This is a genomic window from Vibrio sp. 10N.261.54.E10, from assembly GCF_002877735.2.
Taxonomy (GTDB): Bacteria; Pseudomonadota; Gammaproteobacteria; order Enterobacterales; family Vibrionaceae; genus Vibrio; species Vibrio crassostreae_C.
The window spans coordinates 1,505,587-1,524,471 of sequence record NZ_MCXE02000001.1 but is presented as its reverse complement, the minus strand read 5'-3'; the positions used below and the strand labels follow the sequence as shown (position 1 = coordinate 1,524,471).

13 protein-coding genes, 1 pseudogene and 1 riboswitch are annotated in these 18,885 nt (G+C 43.8%); of the genes and pseudogenes, 4 read left to right on the top strand and 10 right to left on the bottom strand.

The annotated features are described in order from the left end of the window. Positions 1-90: 90 nt before the first annotated feature. The 4 genes from BCU07_RS06730 to BCU07_RS06715 form a co-directional block, all read right to left on the bottom strand. Positions 91-1,566, bottom strand: a complete 1,476-nt coding sequence (locus BCU07_RS06730; protein WP_102429272.1) for an aerolysin family beta-barrel pore-forming toxin — start codon at positions 1,564-1,566, stop codon at positions 91-93. Positions 1,567-2,126: 560 nt separating this feature from the next. Then, complete coding sequence (locus BCU07_RS06725) at positions 2,127-2,588, bottom strand: hypothetical protein (protein ID WP_017059728.1); 462 nt, start codon at positions 2,586-2,588, stop codon at positions 2,127-2,129. Then, the gene (locus BCU07_RS06720) at positions 2,585-3,397 is read right to left on the bottom strand and encodes a winged helix-turn-helix domain-containing protein (protein ID WP_102429273.1); all 813 of its coding nucleotides are present in this window, start codon (positions 3,395-3,397) and stop codon (positions 2,585-2,587) included. The genes BCU07_RS06725 and BCU07_RS06720 overlap by 4 nt, the downstream gene beginning before the upstream one ends. Before the next feature lie 384 nt (positions 3,398-3,781). Further along, on the bottom strand, positions 3,782-5,152 hold the full coding sequence (locus BCU07_RS06715) for an alanine/glycine:cation symporter family protein (RefSeq protein WP_017059726.1): 1,371 nt from the start codon (positions 5,150-5,152) through the stop codon (positions 3,782-3,784). A 128-nt stretch (positions 5,153-5,280) separates the two neighbouring features. Next, a riboswitch (glycine riboswitch) is annotated at positions 5,281-5,415 on the bottom strand. 609 nt (positions 5,416-6,024) lie between these two features. On the opposite strand from BCU07_RS06715, the gene BCU07_RS06710 reads away from it, so the two are divergent. The 3 genes and pseudogenes from BCU07_RS06710 to BCU07_RS06700 all read left to right on the top strand — a co-directional run. Continuing rightward, on the top strand, positions 6,025-6,759 hold the full coding sequence (locus BCU07_RS06710) for a chromosome segregation ATPase (RefSeq protein WP_017066271.1): 735 nt from the start codon (positions 6,025-6,027) through the stop codon (positions 6,757-6,759). 436 nt (positions 6,760-7,195) lie between these two features. Then, positions 7,196-8,730 (top strand): IS3 family transposase gene (locus BCU07_RS06705; protein ID WP_413286081.1). Its coding sequence is split into 2 segments (ribosomal slippage): positions 7,196-7,649 and positions 7,649-8,730, totalling 1,536 coding nucleotides; the frame shifts between segments, so codons are not numbered across the junction. A gap of 40 nt (positions 8,731-8,770) precedes the next feature. Further along, positions 8,771-8,950 (top strand): annotated as a pseudogene (locus BCU07_RS06700) (hypothetical protein); the annotation flags it as partial. Between the two features lie 143 nt (positions 8,951-9,093). Here BCU07_RS06700 and BCU07_RS06695 read toward each other — a convergent pair. The 6 genes from BCU07_RS06695 to BCU07_RS06670 form a co-directional block, all read right to left on the bottom strand. Further along, positions 9,094-10,635 (bottom strand): alanine/glycine:cation symporter family protein, encoded by a 1,542-nt coding sequence (locus tag BCU07_RS06695; RefSeq protein ID WP_017059723.1) that lies wholly within the window; start codon positions 10,633-10,635, stop codon positions 9,094-9,096. Between the two features lie 573 nt (positions 10,636-11,208). Next, complete coding sequence (locus tag BCU07_RS06690) at positions 11,209-12,381, bottom strand: ABC transporter permease (protein ID WP_102428967.1); 1,173 nt, start codon at positions 12,379-12,381, stop codon at positions 11,209-11,211. Then, on the bottom strand, positions 12,378-13,697 hold the full coding sequence (locus tag BCU07_RS06685; RefSeq protein ID WP_102428966.1) for an ABC transporter permease: 1,320 nt from the start codon (positions 13,695-13,697) through the stop codon (positions 12,378-12,380). The genes BCU07_RS06690 and BCU07_RS06685 overlap by 4 nt, the downstream gene beginning before the upstream one ends. Positions 13,698-13,704: 7 nt before the next feature. Then, positions 13,705-14,679: an HlyD family secretion protein gene (locus tag BCU07_RS06680; protein WP_102333372.1), complete on the bottom strand. Its 975-nt coding sequence runs from the start codon at positions 14,677-14,679 to the stop codon at positions 13,705-13,707. Between the two features lie 3 nt (positions 14,680-14,682). Beyond that, a complete protein-coding gene (locus BCU07_RS06675) occupies positions 14,683-16,122 on the bottom strand; it encodes a TolC family protein (protein WP_017063805.1) in 1,440 nt (479 codons plus the stop codon). 215 nt (positions 16,123-16,337) lie between these two features. Further along, positions 16,338-16,565 (bottom strand): hypothetical protein, encoded by a 228-nt coding sequence (locus tag BCU07_RS06670; protein WP_009846577.1) that lies wholly within the window; start codon positions 16,563-16,565, stop codon positions 16,338-16,340. Between the two features lie 621 nt (positions 16,566-17,186). Between BCU07_RS06670 and BCU07_RS06665 the strand changes: the two genes are divergently transcribed. Further along, complete coding sequence (locus tag BCU07_RS06665; RefSeq protein WP_102428965.1) at positions 17,187-18,839, top strand: sensor histidine kinase; 1,653 nt, start codon at positions 17,187-17,189, stop codon at positions 18,837-18,839. Positions 18,840-18,885 lie beyond the last annotated feature (46 nt).

The following is an 18,885-nucleotide window of genomic DNA, read 5'->3' as shown; positions in this document are numbered from 1 at the left end:
GAACATGAATATATGAAAGCCCACGATGTGTCGTGGGCTTTGTGCTTTATTACTGGTAGATCTTTGTACCGATCTTATTCTACAGCGCAGTTATTCAACGACGCTAATGTTCATCTCAGCACCTTCGAAACCTAAGTCACTCAACTCATCGGCGTTAAAGTTGGTGGTAACTTCGATGTCGCCAATGCGCTCAGTAGATTCGTTGACGGAATCAGTACTTCTTTTGCTGCGTAGATTGCTAGTAATTGGTGTTGCTTGTCCAATTTCGATAGTACCTGCAAATTGAGATTCAGCGTAGAAATCTCCAGACACGTAAGAGTGGAAGGGGCGTAAGCTTCCGCCAGTCGCGTATTGCATGCTTGATAAGCCAGCTTCTTTAATCGCCCAGCCCCAATCCCACCATTTAGTTTCACCTGGGATGTAACGGTGATCCCATTGGTAGCGAATGTCGGCAGATTCACTGCTGCCACGGCCCATGGTGAAGGTATGAGCCTTGTACGGGCGGTTATCTGGATGAGAGTGCCACGCGTTGCCACCCCAACGAAGGAAGCCGTTGAATTCAACATCGTAGCTAATATCGGCGTTGAATCGGTACGGGTAAGAGATGCTTGAACGATACAGCTCAACTCGAATCGGTAGCTCCGAATTCGCAGGAACCATAGGACGAGCTTGAAGTGTTACTTGTTCGCTAGTGGAGTTGCCATTTGTTTCAGCAAAGCTTTGGTTAGCCTCGAACTTAACGGTGAGCTTAGTTTCGCCAACCAAAGGCCACTTGAAGGTGTTCTCTGTTTGAACGCTCTGTGAGAATCCGTAGCTGTTCGTTTTCGACCAGTTTGTTGATTCGTCTACTTTTAGGTCTACCACCACTTGTTGCGCGATGTTGCTGTTGTTTCTTGCCGTCGCGTAAACCGTTTTCACTAGTTCACGATCCGACTCGACAACATCACCATGCCAAAAGTTGTCGTCGTTAACGGTGTAGGCAAAATTGTCGACGGTGATTTTGGTTTTTTCATCACAGCGATAGCCGCTACAAGAGCCATTGTTATTTCCTTGTATTACCCAACTGTTGCCAGAGCGCTTTATCGTCATGTCTTCGCCCACGTACTGACTGTTATTACCGCCAACCCAAGCGTAACCTAGGTTGTGGGCTAAGTAGCTTAATGGGCGTACAAAGTCGTTACGGTTGTTCACTAATTCATACTGAACATCGATTTCGCTGCCTTCCTGAACCGATTTGGCGGAATAGTTAGGGATTTCAGATTGGTCGTTGTTTGGGTAACAGAACGTTGACCCACTGCTTGATTGCTTAATTTCGGCATGATAACCCGGCCCCATGATTACCCAGTTTCCTTTTAACCCGGTGATCTGCCAAGTGCCCATGCGAGCGACCAAAGTACTCTTCTGCTCTTCTGCTTCATAACGGTCTATAGGACGATAACCAGAGCGACAGACATCTTCACCAAGTTGGTCAAACACTATTTGGTCTGGGTAAATCTTCGCATTTACACCGGTTGATAGAACAGACAACACTGCGGTTGCTAAGAGACTTCTGTTTACTGTGATCATTAAAAATTCCCTCATTTGTAATTTTTCTATTTTGATAATGTTTTGTGTGCCGTGCAGTTAACAAGACAAGTTCACTTTTTCATGTTGATAAATAGATAGATACTGAAAAGGGTTGAATTAAATTACCAAGTTAATTCAATGACTTGTATTGTCATTAGTGTTTTTACGGTGAAAGAGTATGCAACTGAACGTAAATTGTTTGATGGGGCTCAAACCGTTTTTAGAAAAATGAAGGCCCATTATTCGGGCTTAGACGTCAAAATTATTTGACGTTATTTTTGGCGTTTGTATGAATGGTTAATTAGAAGAACAGGTATAACCATTCACAATACTCGTAGTTTTAAGGTGGGCAGGTAGTGAGTGACAAAGAGTAAAAATCTAACTTGAATATTTTGCTTTGCTATCGGTTTTAAAATGCAAACACTTAAAGTAAGGAAGACTGTAATAATTGTATTACTGATAAAATAATGAAAATAACCATCCGTTTTTTATGTGTAATATCGGAAAAGCTTGCTACTTGATAATAGGGCACTTGTTGCTAGTGGTTAAACTATCTCTAATTATCGTTTGGCCAGAAGTTGCGTTCGGCCTGTATTACACGTTTTAATGATGGCAAATAAATCATTCGAACTTAAGATATCAATCTTTACCGTTAATGGGTCATTGTTGATTAACAGGTAAGGCGCCAATCGGCTGTCATTCATTGTTTTATTTATTTTTTGCACAGAGACTAAGTCAATGGTGCCAGAAATAGAAAAGAAAAGTGATTGAGAAGGACGGGCTGTTCCTCTGAATCGCAGAACAAGTGGGTCGGGCATGTTGTCGTCTTGAACGGACATCAGGTGCAGCACCTTGTTGTTACTTATTTTCGTTAATCCGTCGGTACGTAATACATTGTCATTCACTATCAGGTCCACCACGCTATGCTGGTAGCGATGCTCTTCTTTTGGTTGGGGCGAAGGGATACTCCATATGCCAACCAATAAAACGAATGCAGAAATGAGCGCAACGATTGGCATCATAATTGACCTCTTTCTAGGAATAGGGCCAGTTCGGTACTGGCTTGATCTAGTTGGGTTGGCGTGTAAAAGATGTTGACGGACTGGCGTGTGGCTTTGTTCAGAATAGAGAGCTCAGAATATTCCGCTTCTTCGCTAATGTACGCCACGCAATCACATTGATAATGATAGAGAATGCTTTCTAGCTCTGGCGTCATCGCCATTTCAGGGGCTTGGAAAACTTGTATTTGACCTATCCATTGCTCGCTGAGCCGGTTAACGGGTTTGATATCGCTGAGGTTTCTCTCATTAACCTTAGCAAAAGCCAATAACGCTGATGCCAACAGTAAGCAGCCAGTGGTGAAGTAGCACAACTTGTTTCGGTTTTCAGCAGTGGGAAAGTAAGCCGACGAACTTTGTTTAGGGTTAGGCTTAGGTTCGACTGCAACAGCTGCACCGATAGCAATACCGTTATTGCCGACGGGTATCAGGTTGCTCGCATCAGCAAGGGGAGTTGTGGCTGCATAATTGATGGGGGAGTCGATTACCACGCACTCATCGATAAGGCGATAGCCCACCTTAGGAACGGTGACGATTGGGGTTTCTTTGATGCCTAATCTAACGAACCCTTGGCGCAGTAAACTTATACTTTTCGCTAGTGACGTATCCCCTATGAACTCGTTTCCCCAAGCGAAGCTAATAATATCTTGTTTGTTAACAATATCGGGTGAGTTTTTATGTAATAACTCCAGGACCCGAGTTTCACGGTATCCTACTTTAATAGAACGTTCATCGTTATAAATACGGTTTTTAATCGGGTCGAATCTGATCATATAGCCAACGTTTTATTTTTATTATAATTCTCTCTACAATGTAGATGACTATAAACTGACTAATATATGAATTAAAGTCACATGTTTTATTCTTCTGGTTTTTTGTGTCGTTGAAACGAAAAGAAATTTAATATGTTTGTTACAAAACGCCTGACACCTACGCACAATCTGTTAAATATAAGTAATATCTAATTAAGTGTTGGTTTTATTAGTGTTCTTTTTAGTAGTCTTCTATCTTCTTTATTAAATCGCATAGTGGTCGATTTAATATTCTTGTTATTTATAAGGGCATATGTGCTGCATAATAATTTAAGACGTTTCGCTATGTGATGAAAATAAAAAAGCCCGCAGTTGAATGCGGGCTTGGTATTCAATCACTTCAGTTTACGCTTTAACTGCTTCACAATCATTTGAAGACGTCAACGGTTTGAAGAATAGCTTGGTTTCTTCGATAACAACGTGGCGCAGCAAGATAAGCCCGATTAGGTTCGGAATTGCCATTAGGCCGTTCACGATATCAGCCATTATCCAGATCATGTCGAGCTTTAAGAATGCACCAGAAGCCACCAACGCAATGAAGATGATCTTGTAAGGCAATACAGCTTTGGTACCTAGCAAGAACACAACACAGCGCTCACCGTAGTAGTTCCAACCTAAAATTGTTGTAAACGCAAAGAAGATTAAGCCAACAGAAACCAACATAGGTCCAAGGGTATCTGCATTCAGACCAACAGCGAATGCGTGAGTGGTCATCGCAGCGCCTGAAAGATCAGTCTGCCAAGCACCCGTTAAGATAAGCGCCAAACCTGTCATCGTACAGATGATGATGGTGTCGAAGAAGGTACCTGTCATAGAGACAAGTCCTTGTTTCACACATGAGTCTGTTTTAGCCGCTGCTGCAGCCATTGGTGCGCTACCTAGGCCAGATTCGTTCGAGAACACACCACGAGCGATACCTGATTGGATAGCAAGCATGATGCTCGCGCCAAAGAAACCACCGGTTGCTGCTGTGTTGGTAAACGCAGAAGTCACAACAAGGGTAATGGCATTCAGTAGTTGGTCGGCATTTGAAATCAGAACGCTTAAACACGCGACGACGTACATAACCGCCATAGTAGGAACAACTTTCCCTGCCACTTTAGCGATAGATTGGATACCACCAAGGGTAACCACTGCCACTAATATCGTAAGAACGACAGCAGACATCTCACGCGAAGCGCCAAATGAGATTTGAGTTGCGTCCAAGATAGCGTTGACTTGTGGGAAGGTACCGATACCGAAGCAAGCAACGCCGAGCGCGAAGACAGCGAACATTACCGCTAAGATTCGTGAGCCGACACCGTATTGCAGGTAGTACATTGGGCCGCCAACCATTTCGCCATTGCTATCGGTTCTGCGGTATTTAACGGCGAGTAGACATTCTGCGTACTTGGTCGCCATACCAAATACAGCGGCAAGCCACATCCAGAATAGGGCACCAGGGCCACCAATCTTGATTGCGGTCGCTACACCAACGATGTTACCTGTACCAATGGTTGCTGAAAGTGCAGTACACAAAGCCGCGAAACTCGATACGTCACCCGTACCAGATTTGTCTTTGCTGAACACCATTTTCAGTGCAGTTGGGAGGTGTCTAAACTGGAGTAAGCCTAAGCGAAAAGTAAAGTAGATACCTGTACCCACTAGCAGAATAAGCAGTGGTGGTCCCCAAACGAATTGGTTGATGGTTTGTAGTGTAGCTTGTAGGTGGTTCATAGATTCCCCTTAATAAATTAAAAATTTAAGGAGAAGAGGGAAGGCAGTGCAGATCTCAGGGATCGGGGGCACTACTTAATACATACGGATTTCTAGATAGAATTCTTGTGTTAATTAAGGCTGTTGCTTTCCACTCCTCTGTCCTTTTGCCTGAGAGTTTCACTTAGCGAATCACTTATAGATAAGTAACGGGCACTAAGCTTGCTCCTTCGGCGACCGCTTGCTACAAAAAAAGTAGTACGGTTCTCTCCAGAGGTTCCTCCAACGACAGTCCTCACTTTTCTGGATTTCTCCAGCATAAAGCACCTGAAAGATTTACTTCTTCGGCGGGTCAATCTAACTAAATGTTAATGTTTAGTTAAAAACCACTCTCCTGCAGTCTTCATCGGAACAATTACCTAAATAATTAGGTAATCTGTAGGCGTATCCTAGATCATATAAAATGTGATGTCAGCTACAAAATATCTGTTTGCACAAATGTTGTTCAACTAAATGATCAAACAACGAGTCTCTAACGTAACTTGCTTATTTAAATGGTATAAAATAGAGAAACAAGGAGGAGTTATGACTCGACTAATAGCGATTGTTTTTTTATTGGCTTTGGCATTTGTACTATTTCGTTACCGGACAAACGAAAAACTGCAAAAATGGGTAGTGATAGTTATCGTTAGCAGTTTCCTTTTGTATACTGCCAGCTTGATGATTTCGGAGTTAACTCGTTAAGCCTGCCTGTAAACAGGTGGGATGAATGTGTTAGTAAAGCTCAAGTGCTTCTGGCTTGAGCGATAGGTTTAAATGAGCCTTCACAATCAGTGTTGGCATTCGTGTCAGTGACCGTGTAACGTTAAACAAATTTTTGGGAGTACCCGCTAGTGAACCAGCAATCTGGACAAAGCGAACAAGATGAAGTGGTTGTTATTGAAGAACGCGATAAGCGCAGTCAGCTTTATATCGGCATTGCTGCGGTTATAGGTTTGGCGTTAGGTGGCTTGATCGGTTCTACAATCACGGCTTCGAAGTGGGAGTCCACTTATCAGGTACTCGAAACTCGTTATCAAGAACTGCATGACAGCAAAACACAGTTGATGACATCCGTTGAAACTAAAGTGGCAAAAGTCGATACCGAAATCGATGCAAAAGTAGAAGCAGCTCTAGTAAAACAAACAGAAGAACATCAAAAAGAGCTCCAAGACCTAGCGAAGCAGTCTTCGGTTTTAGAGAAAGCGAACTACTCGTTAGAGCAGCAGCTAAACGAACAGAAGCAAACGTTAGAGCAAACTCAGCAAGACAACCAGAAACTTAATCGTCAGGCTGACATGCAATCGACTTTGTTTGAGCGTGCGCGTGAAGTTTTCCGAAAAGAATTACAGATTTCTCAAGAACTTGAAAAACTTGAGAAAGAAAGAGATCAACTCGAGCAGAATCTTGGTTCTCTTAAGAAAGCGTGTGATGTTTACTTAGATGGCACATCATGGGATGCGAAATCTGACGCGTGTGAGAAGCAAGATAACGCTAACTCTCGACTGAGTGATATAAGACAAATGATTGAAGTCCACACCATGGACCTCAAACAGATCAAAACTCTCACTGAAGAGATGGGTCTATAAGCCGAAGGCTTTACCAACCTAACGTTAGTTTTGCACTAAATATTGAAACGCCCACATCACACACGTGATGTGGGCGTTTTGCGTTTGTCGAGAGCATAGATCCGGTGCTTTCTCATTATTGATTATTTGCGTGTTTTCATTGTTTGCTTAGATATTTGTGAATAGTTACGTATATCCACAATGATATGTTACTTGTTGTCTATTAAATGACTTTGCATACATATTTTCAGCTCAGAGTCGCTGCATAATAGTGTTGTTCAGGATGAACACGCAGTCGATTGCAAGCTCGCATTTGGCTGCTTTGACGACAAGGGATGGAGTGATGCCAGAGTATCTTTGTGAGAACTGCACCATAGCTTATTGTTTCGATGATCCCTATCTGGCAGGGTAGTTGTCACTGTTAAAATTTAACCAGTTTGGGCGATAAAGAGTAATTGTGTCTCGTATCTCAGTAGAAAGAAAAGAAGCTATATTGAAGAAGCTATTACCTCCCTATTCAATGTCAGTTAAAGAAGTGTCGGAAGAGGAAGGAATTAGCACTGCGACCCTGTATAATTGGCGCCAGCAACTCAGACGTTCAGGAGCCGCCGTGCCAAATAGCAACACTTCATCAGAGCAGTGGTCAGCTCAAACTAAACTTGCCATTGTCGCTGAAACCTACTCAATGACAGAAAGTGAACTCAGCCAATATTGTCGTGAAAAAGGTCTTTTTCCAGAGCAAATCCAAAGCTGGCGCAGCGAATGTATGCAAGGGTTTAAGTCGAGTAAAGAGCAGGAAGCTGAAGCAAAGAAGCAGGCTAAAGCTGACAAACTTGAAATCAAAGAGTTGAAGAAAGATTTACGACTCAAAGAAAAAGCACTCGCTGAAACGGCCGCTCTCTTGGTACTAAGAAAAAAGCTGAGAGCCTTTTACGGGGAAGAGCCAGAGGACGACTAACCTCAACCGATGAAAGGCAGACCATAGTGACTCTAATCCTTGAAGCGAAGCAATGCGGATGCCGTTTACAGCTAGCTTGCCATGAAGTTCAAATTGACTTGAGAACCTATCGTCGCTGGTATCAGCAAGGAGAAGTTCAAGCTGACAAAAGGCCAATATGCACCAGACCTGAGCCTGCTAACAAGCTGTCTCAGGAAGAGCGTGATGCGATTGTCGAGGTGTGTAACCGCTCTGAGTTCGCAAGCTTGCCTCCAACTCAAATCGTCCCGACACTGCTTGATAGAGGTGAGTATATCGCCTCTGAGTCGAGCTACTATCGAGTACTGAGTACGCAGGGGCAACTTCACAAGCGAGGTCGTCAGCGGAGCAGACAGAAGCAAGCGAAGCCAACCAGTTACACAGCGACGGACTCAAACCAAGTCTATACGTGGGATATCACTTACTTACCTTCAAAGGTTCGAGGCCAACACTATTACCTGTATGTCATTGAGGACATCTACAGTCGAAAAATTGTTGGTTATGAAGTGTATGAGCATGAATGCGGTGAGCTAGCGTCACAACTTCTGCAACGAACGTTGATGCGAGAGCAGTGCTTCAATCAAGCACTGGTTCTTCACTCAGATAATGGTGCGCCGATGAAGTCGTTGACGTTCAAAGCAAAAATGGAAGAGTTAGGTATTACTTCATCGTATAGTCGCCCAAGAGTCAGTGATGATAACCCGTATGTTGAGTCATTGTTCCGCACGGTAAAGTACATGCCAAGCTGGCCAACGAAAGGCTTTGAAACAATCGATAGTAGCCAAAGTTGGGTTGAAGCCTTCGTACGCTGGTACAACACCGAGCACAAGCACAGTCAGCTAAATTACGTCACGCCTTCAGAGCGTCACAATGGAAAAGATAAAGAGATCTTGAAGCGTCGTGTAGAGGTATTGCTCGCTGCAAAACAGCGAAAGCCTGAGCGGTGGTCTGGTGATATCAGGAACTGTGCGCCTGTTGGTGACGTTCACCTAAATCCAGAAAGAGAAGCTGCTTAATAAGTAAGCAAATGATGACAACTACCTTGAAAAACACCGTGATTGTCGCTCGCCATTAGCGCAAAAAGAGATGATCAAAGTAGAAGAGTTGGTTCGTTGTGTCGATGTTGAACACGATGATGAACAGAGTGAAAAGGGTGAAAAGAGTGAGCAGGGCATTGAAGGTAGTTATTCGCCTAATCGTTCAGACATAAAAAATCCCCACAAGCCAAGCTGGTAGGGATTTTGGATAAGTTGCAGTCCTGTTCTCGCTTTCTCAAGCAAAGGGTCTTACAAAAATTTTTAGAACAGTTTCGTTTTTAGAGCTGTGTCGTTTCTTAGAATGCAGTTAGCTACTAGAGCAAAACCTCATTCCACTAAACGTTATTTCTCATACGTTTTGATTTCGCCTGATTTCACACGAGCAACAAACGATTGCAGTTCTTTCTTCACAACTGGCATCAAGAAGTACAGACCAAGAATGTTGAAGATAGACATCGCAAAGATAGCCGCATCAGAGAAGTCGATTACCGCACCAAATTGAATCGTGGCACCAATAACAACAAACACACAGAACATCACTTTGAAAATCAGCTCTGTTGTTTTGCCTTCACCAAATAGGTAAGTCCAAGCTTTAAGACCGTAGTACGACCAAGAGATCATGGTAGAAAACGCAAACATGATTACTGCGAGAGCGAGTGTGTATTTGAATACTTCTGCCGTTTCAGTAAACGATGCAGCAGTCAGCGTTACACCCGTTAAACCAGAGCCATCGAATGGACCTACGTTTAAACCAGCGATAGTGATAACCAATGCGGTCATTGTACAAATGATTACCGTATCAACGAACGGTTCTAATAGTGATACTAGACCTTCGGTGATTGGTTCTTTTGTTTTAACCGCTGAGTGAGCGATAGCTGCTGAACCTACACCTGCTTCGTTCGAGAATGTTGCACGTTTCAAGCCTTGAATTAGCGCACCAATAAATCCACCAACAACACCTTCACCAGTAAATGCACCTGTAAAGATTGCGCTGAACGCAGGGCCAACTTGATCAAGGTTAGAACCGATAACAATCAGAGCCATACCGATATACAGAGCAGCCATCCAAGGAACAACTTTTTCTGTTACCGATGCGATAGAAGGCATACCACCAACAATCACAGAGAAAACTAAAGAGGCAAGTACAAGGCCAGTGATCACACCGTATTCACTTGGTACATCAAATGCGTAAGTTAACATGGCGTGTGCTTGGTTAGCTTGGAACATGTTACCGCCGCCCAATGCGCCTAAAATACACATTAATGCGAAACCAATAGCGAGCACTTTACCTAGTCCACCTAAACCTCTTTCACCCAGGCCTTGGCTTAGGTAGTACATTGGACCGCCCGAAACAACACCTGAAGGTAGGATAGTTCGGTATTTCACACCTAAAGTACACTCACAGAACTTAGAAGCCATACCCAGAAGGCCACACAAGATCATCCAGAATGTCGCGCCAGGACCACCAATCGCAAGTGCAGCACCTACACCGGCAATGTTACCAAGTCCGACAGTACCAGAAAGCGCCGTTGTTAACGCTTGAAAGTGAGAAACCTCGCCGTCCTCTTTAGAGTTAGGATCGGTATACTTACCTTTGATAATGTCTATCGCCATGCCGACACGTTTAAATTGAACAAAGCCAAAATAAACAGTGAAGATGATCGCAGCGAGCAACAGCCAGCCAACAATCACTGGGAAGTTAGCTTCACCAATCGGTACGCTTTTAAATATCAGCCCAACGAACCAACCTGTGTATTCGTTGAAAAAACCATCAACACTTTGACTTAAGTTGCTGATAGCTTGGTTAAATGATCCTTCTTCTGCAAATGCACTGGAACTAAACAATAATATAAACCCAAAAAATAATTCACGTATGTTTTTCATGGTTTTCCCTGTCTTTTTAATAAATTATGTTTGTTGCTGTTGTGTTTGTTTTCTATTTGATTTGTATATCTCAGTGGTTTATCTACTTCATTCGACGGCAACATAAACGGCTGTAGCTAGGTCGAAAAACGAAATAAATATAAGTACTGATCTTGCTTTGTATGGATATCCTTTTGGTATGTGCACCAATAAGACTATGGTATTCGGGATATTAAGCCCTACTGATAATCCTATACATAAAAATAATGCCAACAAAGAGATTTTTACAATAAATTTACAATTGTTCGGGTTTTGTCATCATTTGGGAATAAGTCGATGCTTTTTAGGCAGAGAAAAGTATATGCAGTAGTTGTTTTAGGGGCGGGTGAAGGATAATTCAGAGTGATGGGCTGTCGGGACATAGAGGGGGACATAGAGCGAACGTAGGAGAGTTCGAGTATTCGATATGTTTTGGCGGTGTTTAAACATTCGAAGGCTGAAGGTGTCTTTGGATCTGAGGATATTAAAAAAGCCCTTTATCAGAGCTTTTATGTTCTAGCGGAAAGCATGAGTACTTTCCGCTAGCACATAAAACTAAACGGCCCGATGACTATTGCTATTGCCAACTGTGCCTTTACTGGATTTGTGGTAGAGCTTAAGTGCCAATAATGAACCCCACAGCAAAACTTGTCCCCATAGCAATGTCCATTGAGACGCCACTTCTTGCCAAGATGCGCCCATCTGATTAAGTGCTAAGAAGCCTTGGATAGCCGGTGTGCTTGGGAATAGCTGTGATAACAGAACTAACCATTCAGGCATCATTTCAACTGGCCAGATAAAACCTGAAGAGAAGATCAGTGGCATTGAACTGATTAACACTACTACCGTGACGAGTTCTCTTCGTGGTACTAACTCACCAATCAAAATCCCTATCAAACAACTGGCCAGTAAGAAGGGCAGAAGTAAGGTTAAGATCTGTGTTGTTGAGGCGATCTGGTTTATCCCATACATCGAAAAGCTAGCGCCGAAGTAGTACATCGACAACAGGTAATAAATGCCGACTAAGGTACAACAGCGGGCAAGCATCAATTTCGCTGGAGAGGTCTTACTCCAGTAACCAAATGTCGATTGAGCATTTTGGGTCGCGCCAACTAAACCAGAAGCCATGGCTAAGGTTTGTTGCAGGATCAAAACAAAGACGGCTGGAACCACGTAATCGATGTATCCCATGTGACTATTAAACGTTGGTTTCAGGTTCAAGCTGAATGCACTGTAACCTTTGGCTGCCGATTCTAAAGGCACACCTTCGACTAACAAATGGCTGACCTTAACTTGCGCAGCTAACGTACCACCGGCCTTGGCAAGCCCTTCAACAATGGTTCCGTAGACCAAGAAGTAAGAAGCATCACCAGCGTAAGAAAGTGTCGGGCTCTTACCGAGCAGCAAGTCTTTATAGAAGTTTTCTGGAATGACGAGGAACCCACCAATCTCTTGGTTAAGTACGGCTTGTTTCGCATCGGCGATGGTGGAGTCTCGACGAACCAATTCGATTTGAGAGGTGGCATCCACCATACGCTCTAATTGATAGCTGCTTTGACTCTTATCCAAGTTCACAACCGAAGCTTTCAGTTGTTGAGGAACTTGGTTCGCGTAAGGCAATGGATACAAGAAGGAATAGAAGACCACACCACCAAATACCGTAAGAAGCACGACAGGGTTGCGCAATACCGCTAAGAGTTCTTGCTTGAGCCGTTGAGTAAAGCTCATCGTTTTACTCCTTGTTGTGCTGATGCTTCTGGCTGTGTTGACGGCGTTGTTTTTGCAGATAAAACTGCTTTTGCTGATAGACCTGCTTTTGTAGATGGATCTGCTTGTGCAGTTAGAGTTGATTGCGCCAAGTGTTTCTTAATTAGCAACATTACCACCAAAGCAGGAACCGCGTACCACAACATAGAAGAGAGGCTGATCAAAGACTGTGCTGCGCTCACACCATAACTAGACTGCGCCGTTTGTACTTCGATGTAATGACTCACGGGCAATAAGCTTCTCCAAATTTGAGCAGCTGTGTTCATGTCTGTTACTGGAAAGGTAATACCCATGAACGCAAAGCTTGGTGCCGTAAATGCGCCAGCGAAACTCATCGCCCTTGCTGGATCAAGTGTTAAGAAGAAAAACAAACAACCCATAATGATACAACTGATCACGGTTAGCAGTTGGGCAATAGTCAATGCCACAAAGCTGCCGTTAAATGGCCAGTCTAAGAGCACATAGAACCAAAAACTAAACGCGATACCAAACATCAAAAACAAGACAAGGTAGGGCGTTAATGTTGATGCGAGTGACTTCATAGGGGCGTTGGATAACCAAGCGTGAAGCCCACGAGCTCTAACGTTCGCCGTCAAAACCAATATCGTGCCCACCACAATCATGATCTGCCACAGTGCAGGAATAACCGCAGACACCAAGAACTGTGCATAACTGGTGTTCTTGTTGAACAGCGGCGTGATCTGGCTTTGTACCGTTACTGCTTGGCCTAATGCGGATTGCACCGTGGTATCACCGTGTGACAGCTGTTTCACGACTTCAAGTTGCGCGTTAAAAGTCCCTTGAGCCTGCAGCAAGGCAGAGTTCACCAGCTTACCGATTAAGATAAATTGGCTGTTATAGAATACAGACACTTGCGGATTCAAGCCGAGCAGAAGGTCTCGGTCGAAGTGCCTTGGTATCACAACATAACCATAGATATCACGTTCGATCATCGCTTTCGCCGCATCACTCGCAGAGCTGTATTTCTGAGTGACTTGCAGCGTTGGTGACGCATCAACAAGGCGTGTGAACTGTTGCGAGATTTGACTGTGCTCAAGGTCGACAACTGCGACCGGTAAGTCACGAGCGATCCCTTGTGAAAAAATCAGCCAGATACTGGCAGCAAGCAGCAAAGGAATCCAAGTTAGGCAAGACAACAACCATTTGTCTTTGCGGACAATCGCCCACTGCCGAAGCAAGGTATTCTTCGCTCTATGATGCTCAGTTGATTGCGAGCCTCTAGATTGCGATCCAGTATATTGAGAGTTAGCAGACATAAGTCACCTAAAGCTCAACCACTAGGCTCATGCCCATACGCAGTGTTTCGCTCGTATCGACAGGGTGCGCTTCTACTTCAAAAGTACGTAAATCGAAGCCTTGTGCTGCGTCTGTTGAGCGCCAAGTTGCGAAATCACCCATTACGGCGATGTGAGTTACTTGGAAAGTTAATGATTTATCCAGAGCCGGTAGGTACGCCTCAAACTGGCTGCCTTTCTCGAAATGCTTAAGCATGTCTTCACGAACATTGAGCACAGCCCAAGCATCCTTGGTGTCGATAACAGTCACAACAGGGAAGCCTTGTGGTGCAAGTTCTCCACTGCTCAATAGAACCTGAGAGACTTCGCCATTAAACCAGCTGTGGATCTGTGTGTCTTTTGCGTAAGCTTCAACTTCCGCTACCGCACCCGCTGCCATTAACGCTTTTTGAGTGGCGGCCACTTTGGTTTCGTCACGCGCACCTTCTTGCGCTAATTGATACATTTGGAATGCAGCGCTTTCGGTGTACTTCGCCGCTTGCCACTGTGTTTTGGCTTCATCACGCTTCTGCTCGGCAACCACACCATCGTTGTAAAGGTTGTTTACACGTTGGTAGGTTTTGTCCATCAGATCGGCAGCTGCTTTGGCTTTCAACCATTGGTCTTTAGCCGCTTGGATCTGTTGAGTACGCGCGCCATTCTCTGCTTCTTGTGCTAATGCACCAGCGGCTTTCTGACCAGCTTTTGCTTGCTCTAGCTTCGCATCAATCTCAGGGCTTAGTAGAGAGAAGATCAATTCGCCTTTTTCAACCGAATCGCCTTTGCGCACGAATATTTCATCAATTCTGCCAGGTACTTTCGATGAGATGCTGTATTGCTGCGCATCGATTTGACCTTGAAGCTTAACCGGCTGAGGTTGATAAGCTTGATAGAAACTGTATCCGACCCAGCCAATAACGCCGATACCAACTAAAGATAGAAGAAGGGGCTTAATAGGTTTCATGAATTATCCTTTTGACTGGCTAACGGTGTCTGTTTTTGAGTCGAAATCAGACGGAACAGAGGAGGTTAAGTAACTGGAGTAAGCATTCATTTCGCTGGTTAGCGCTAACAGCTTGTTGAGAGAGATTAGGTATTTGAAGCGAGCAGCAGATTGCTGGGTTTTAATGCTCGCAAGATAAAGCTCGGCATCAACCACTTCTAATGAGTTAGATAACCCTTGTGTGAAGGCTTTTTTACGAAGTAATAGGTTTTCCTGAGCTAAAGACAAGCTCGAGTTCAGGCCTTGAACCTCTTCAATGGCTTGGTTTGCTTCAAGGTAAGTCTTTTGTACCAACACGGTTAAGTCTTGCTTAGCTTGTGACTTAAGGAATTGAACCTGTGATACGGCACTGTGAGCCGCAGCGACTTTGTCGGAACGGCCAGAGGTATCAAGCAGTGGCACATTCACACCAATGCCAACCAACCAATCGGGTTTCATTTCACTGGCTAGAGAGTCATCTTCATACAGGCTGTAATCACCATAAAGGTAAACCTCTGGGTAGTATTTACCTTTCTCGGCTTTAATTAAGCTGCTTGCTTGTTTCTCTTTTGCATCAAGAATCTTAAGGCCGGGGTAGGTCATGAGTGTCTGGTCAATGAACACGTCCATATGAGGCAGGTTCTTATTGATAAACAGTTGTTCAGAGGGTTCTACACTTTCATTTTGACCAAGGATTTGGGTCAACGCCAATTGCGCAATTTTAAGATCGTTCTGAGCTTTCGTGCGCTCTACAATCGCTTTATCTAAAGAAGCATCGGCTTGTAGGCGCTCTACTCGGGCGATTTGTCCTTGCTGTTCAAGCTTGATGGCGAAATCACGATGCTGAGTTAAGCCTGCTTCAACGGCTTGACGCGTTCTCACCACGTCTTCCGCTAAGATCACCGAGAAGTAATACTTACTTAAGTCTTCGTAGCGAGCTTGTTTCTCCATCAACAGTTGGCTTTGCGCTTCTTCGCTTTTACCTTCAGCCGCATTTTGCGCAGCGGTTATTCGACCACCAGTGAAGATAGGCCACACAGCACGAATGGAAGAGCTAAAGATGTCTTGTTCGGTAATCGTTGAGGTAACGCCACCAACTAGAGGGCGCAAAATCGCGGATATAGCAGGGTTTACTCCACTCAAGCTATCTGAAAACTGTTCACCATTAATCGTCACATCACTATCAAGGTGCGTGTAGTTAGCCCCTAAGGTAATAGAAGGAAGATTGAGGCTACTTGTTGAGTTCTGAAGGTGTTGATAACGTTCAACGTTGGCTTGTTGAGCCGCAAGAGAGTTGTTGTTCTCTTGGAGAATTTGCCACGCTTCAGAAAAAGTGAGCGGAGCTGCATAGCCTGGCGAAGCCATAGTGCCGAGAAGCATACTGGCGATCGCAAGGTATCGGAATTTTGGTTTGGTCATCTGCATTAAATACCAATTAGAGTATTAACTCTAATGTTAACAGGGCGATAGTCATTTGTCTTGAATAGATTGTCTCATATGAATAGAAATTCTCATAACTCGTTAATCAAGTGTAAATAAGATTGAGTGACGTGAATATCAAAGATAAATGAAACTTAAAAAGCACGCATAAGCATGCTCTTTAAGTTCAGTATAGAAGTGTTTTTACAAAATGAAGTGGCTTATTTAAAGCTAGGACAATGGTGATCGGCGCGCCATACCAATTGTCTTGAACCTTGCATTGTTTGTAATAAATCTCTACCTGACATTTGCGGGAATGCTAACAATACCTTGAGATCGAGAGGGGAGGTGCCATCTTTCTCATAGGCTCTTACGTGAGTAAAAGTCGATTGTAAGTGTTTGAACAGCATAGTCTTAGTAAGACAAATTCCAAAGTTATCGCGTTTCATTGCCTTGTTTCCTTTTCAACAATGTTTATACGTTATGTTTGTTATCCTGTTTCTATTGGACGTTGCCACTGACTGATCGATACTTCCTGCTCATCAATGTTTTATTATTGGGTGATGCTTTTATCAGTCACCTCTTCGTTGTCTGGCTAGCCGAGTTTGAAATAGCGATGGATGAATAGGGGAGAATACTTAATCCGTTTGTTCATCATTCGTAACGGCGAGCGTGCAACTTTTAGTTATAGATACGTCCAGCGAGCGAAGGGTTGTTGCTATTTTGTTAATCGAAGTTTCGATTCAAAGCGCGGTCTGAAAATCATGACCTATGGCTTAGCAACAATAAACTTCTTCATATGCAACCATTATAATTGTATTTATTTTAAACAACCTAAAAAACACCTAAAAGCTTAGTGATCTAGCTCAATATTTATTCGTTTATTTTGGTTTTTAAGCTAATCAGTCCTAAAAATGAACGATTAATCGAGATGAACAACGTAAAGGATTATCAATTAACAATCTGCTCAATTATTTAGTTGAGTAGCAGTCACAAATTCACGTCCCTAGAAAGGTCATGCGATTAACTTGGTGTTAACATTGATCGTCTAACACTAGGGACGGTGGAATATGAAATGGAGCAGTATCAGTTTCCGTAAAAGGTTACTGATTATCATGACGGTCACTGGCCTCGTTGAACTTTTGATTCTTGCAGCGGCTGGTTTTTACTACATCAAACAATCTCAAGAACAAGAGATGGGTTTGAAAGCGTTAGGTGTTGCTGAATTTCTATCTGAATCGCCACTTGTCACCAGCATTATTCAAGAAAATGGAACGTTGGACCCTGATGGCGTTCCCTACGTTTTGTCTGAAAAAACCCAAGTTAAATTTCGTAACCTTACTCAGCTCATTGGCGCGGCGTTTATCGTTGTTGGAGATGATAAAGGTATCCGCCTGATTCACCCTTACGATGACAGGCTCGGCAAACCCATGCGTGGTGGCGATAACCAAAAAGCATTGGTATTGGGCGAGTCTTATGTGTCGACAGCCAAGGGATCGCTGGGTTTTTCAGTTCGTGGTAAATCCGCGGTAAAAGACACTCAAGGTACCGTTGTTGGGGTGGTGTCAGTTGGTTACTTATTGGATTCTTTACAAGATCGAATCGAACCTTATTTAGCCTTTTTGATTGTGATGGCGTTGCTGGTGGTTGCGGTCAACGCTTTGATTTCGAGTTATGTATCTCGCCGTTTTCAACGCGCTATTTTAGGCTTTGAGCCTGAAGAGATAGGGCGACTTTATGTTGAGCTAGATGTAACCATGAGTACCGTGAAAGAGGGCATTCTGAGCATCGACAAGCACGGCATTTTGCGTTCTATTAATAAAAGTGCCTGCGATATTTTATCGATAGACAGGGATAAAGCACTCAATCAACAGCGCCTTTCTGACGTATTGCCAGGCAGTGATTTAGAACAACTGCTATCAACGGGCGACACCGACCACGATGTAGAGTTGTATTTGAACAATAAGCGAATCATTGCTAACCGTAGCCCGATTATAGTGGCAGGTGAGGTGGTCGGGGCGGTATCGAGTTTCCGATTACGAAATGAAATCAACGATTTAACCGACCAGCTCTCACAAACCAAAGAGTATGCTGATCTATTGCGTTCACAAACCCACGAGCATCAAAACAAGCTCAACACCATCAGTGGCTTGATTCAGATGGGCGAGCTGGACTCTGTTCAACAATTGATTGGTCAAGAAACCGCTCATTACCAGAGCTTAATTGAGTTCTTAAGAGAGACGGTGAAAGACCCTCTTATTGCAGGCATGCTTTTAGGCAAAACAGAGCGAGCTCGAGAGATTGGGTTAGAGCTTAAAGTGGAAGAGGGATCAAGGCTTGAAGCTCTGCCTAGCTGGTTAAACGCGGATGACGTTGTCACAATTCTTGGCAACCTGATTGATAACGCCTTTGACGCCACCATGACGGCGATTAAGCAAGAGGGTCAAATTGCGCCAGCGCGTCGGGTTATTGAAGTTTCAATCAGTGATTTTGGTAATGAAATTATCGTAGAAGTAGAAGACAAAGGGTGCGGTTTGCCGAAAGAGTTGGCGACCAAAGCACTCACCGAAAAAGGCGTATCGAGCAAAGCGAAGCAAAATCGTGGTGTGGGTTTGTATCTGATAAAGCAGCTGGCAGACCGATATCAAGGGCAGCTTGAAATGGTCGACAACCAAGATTTTGGCACGCGAATGACGGTTTATTTGCCAAAAGAAGAACAATAATAATTAAGCACGAAGCGATCTTGTGAAGATCATCGTGACGGAAAAA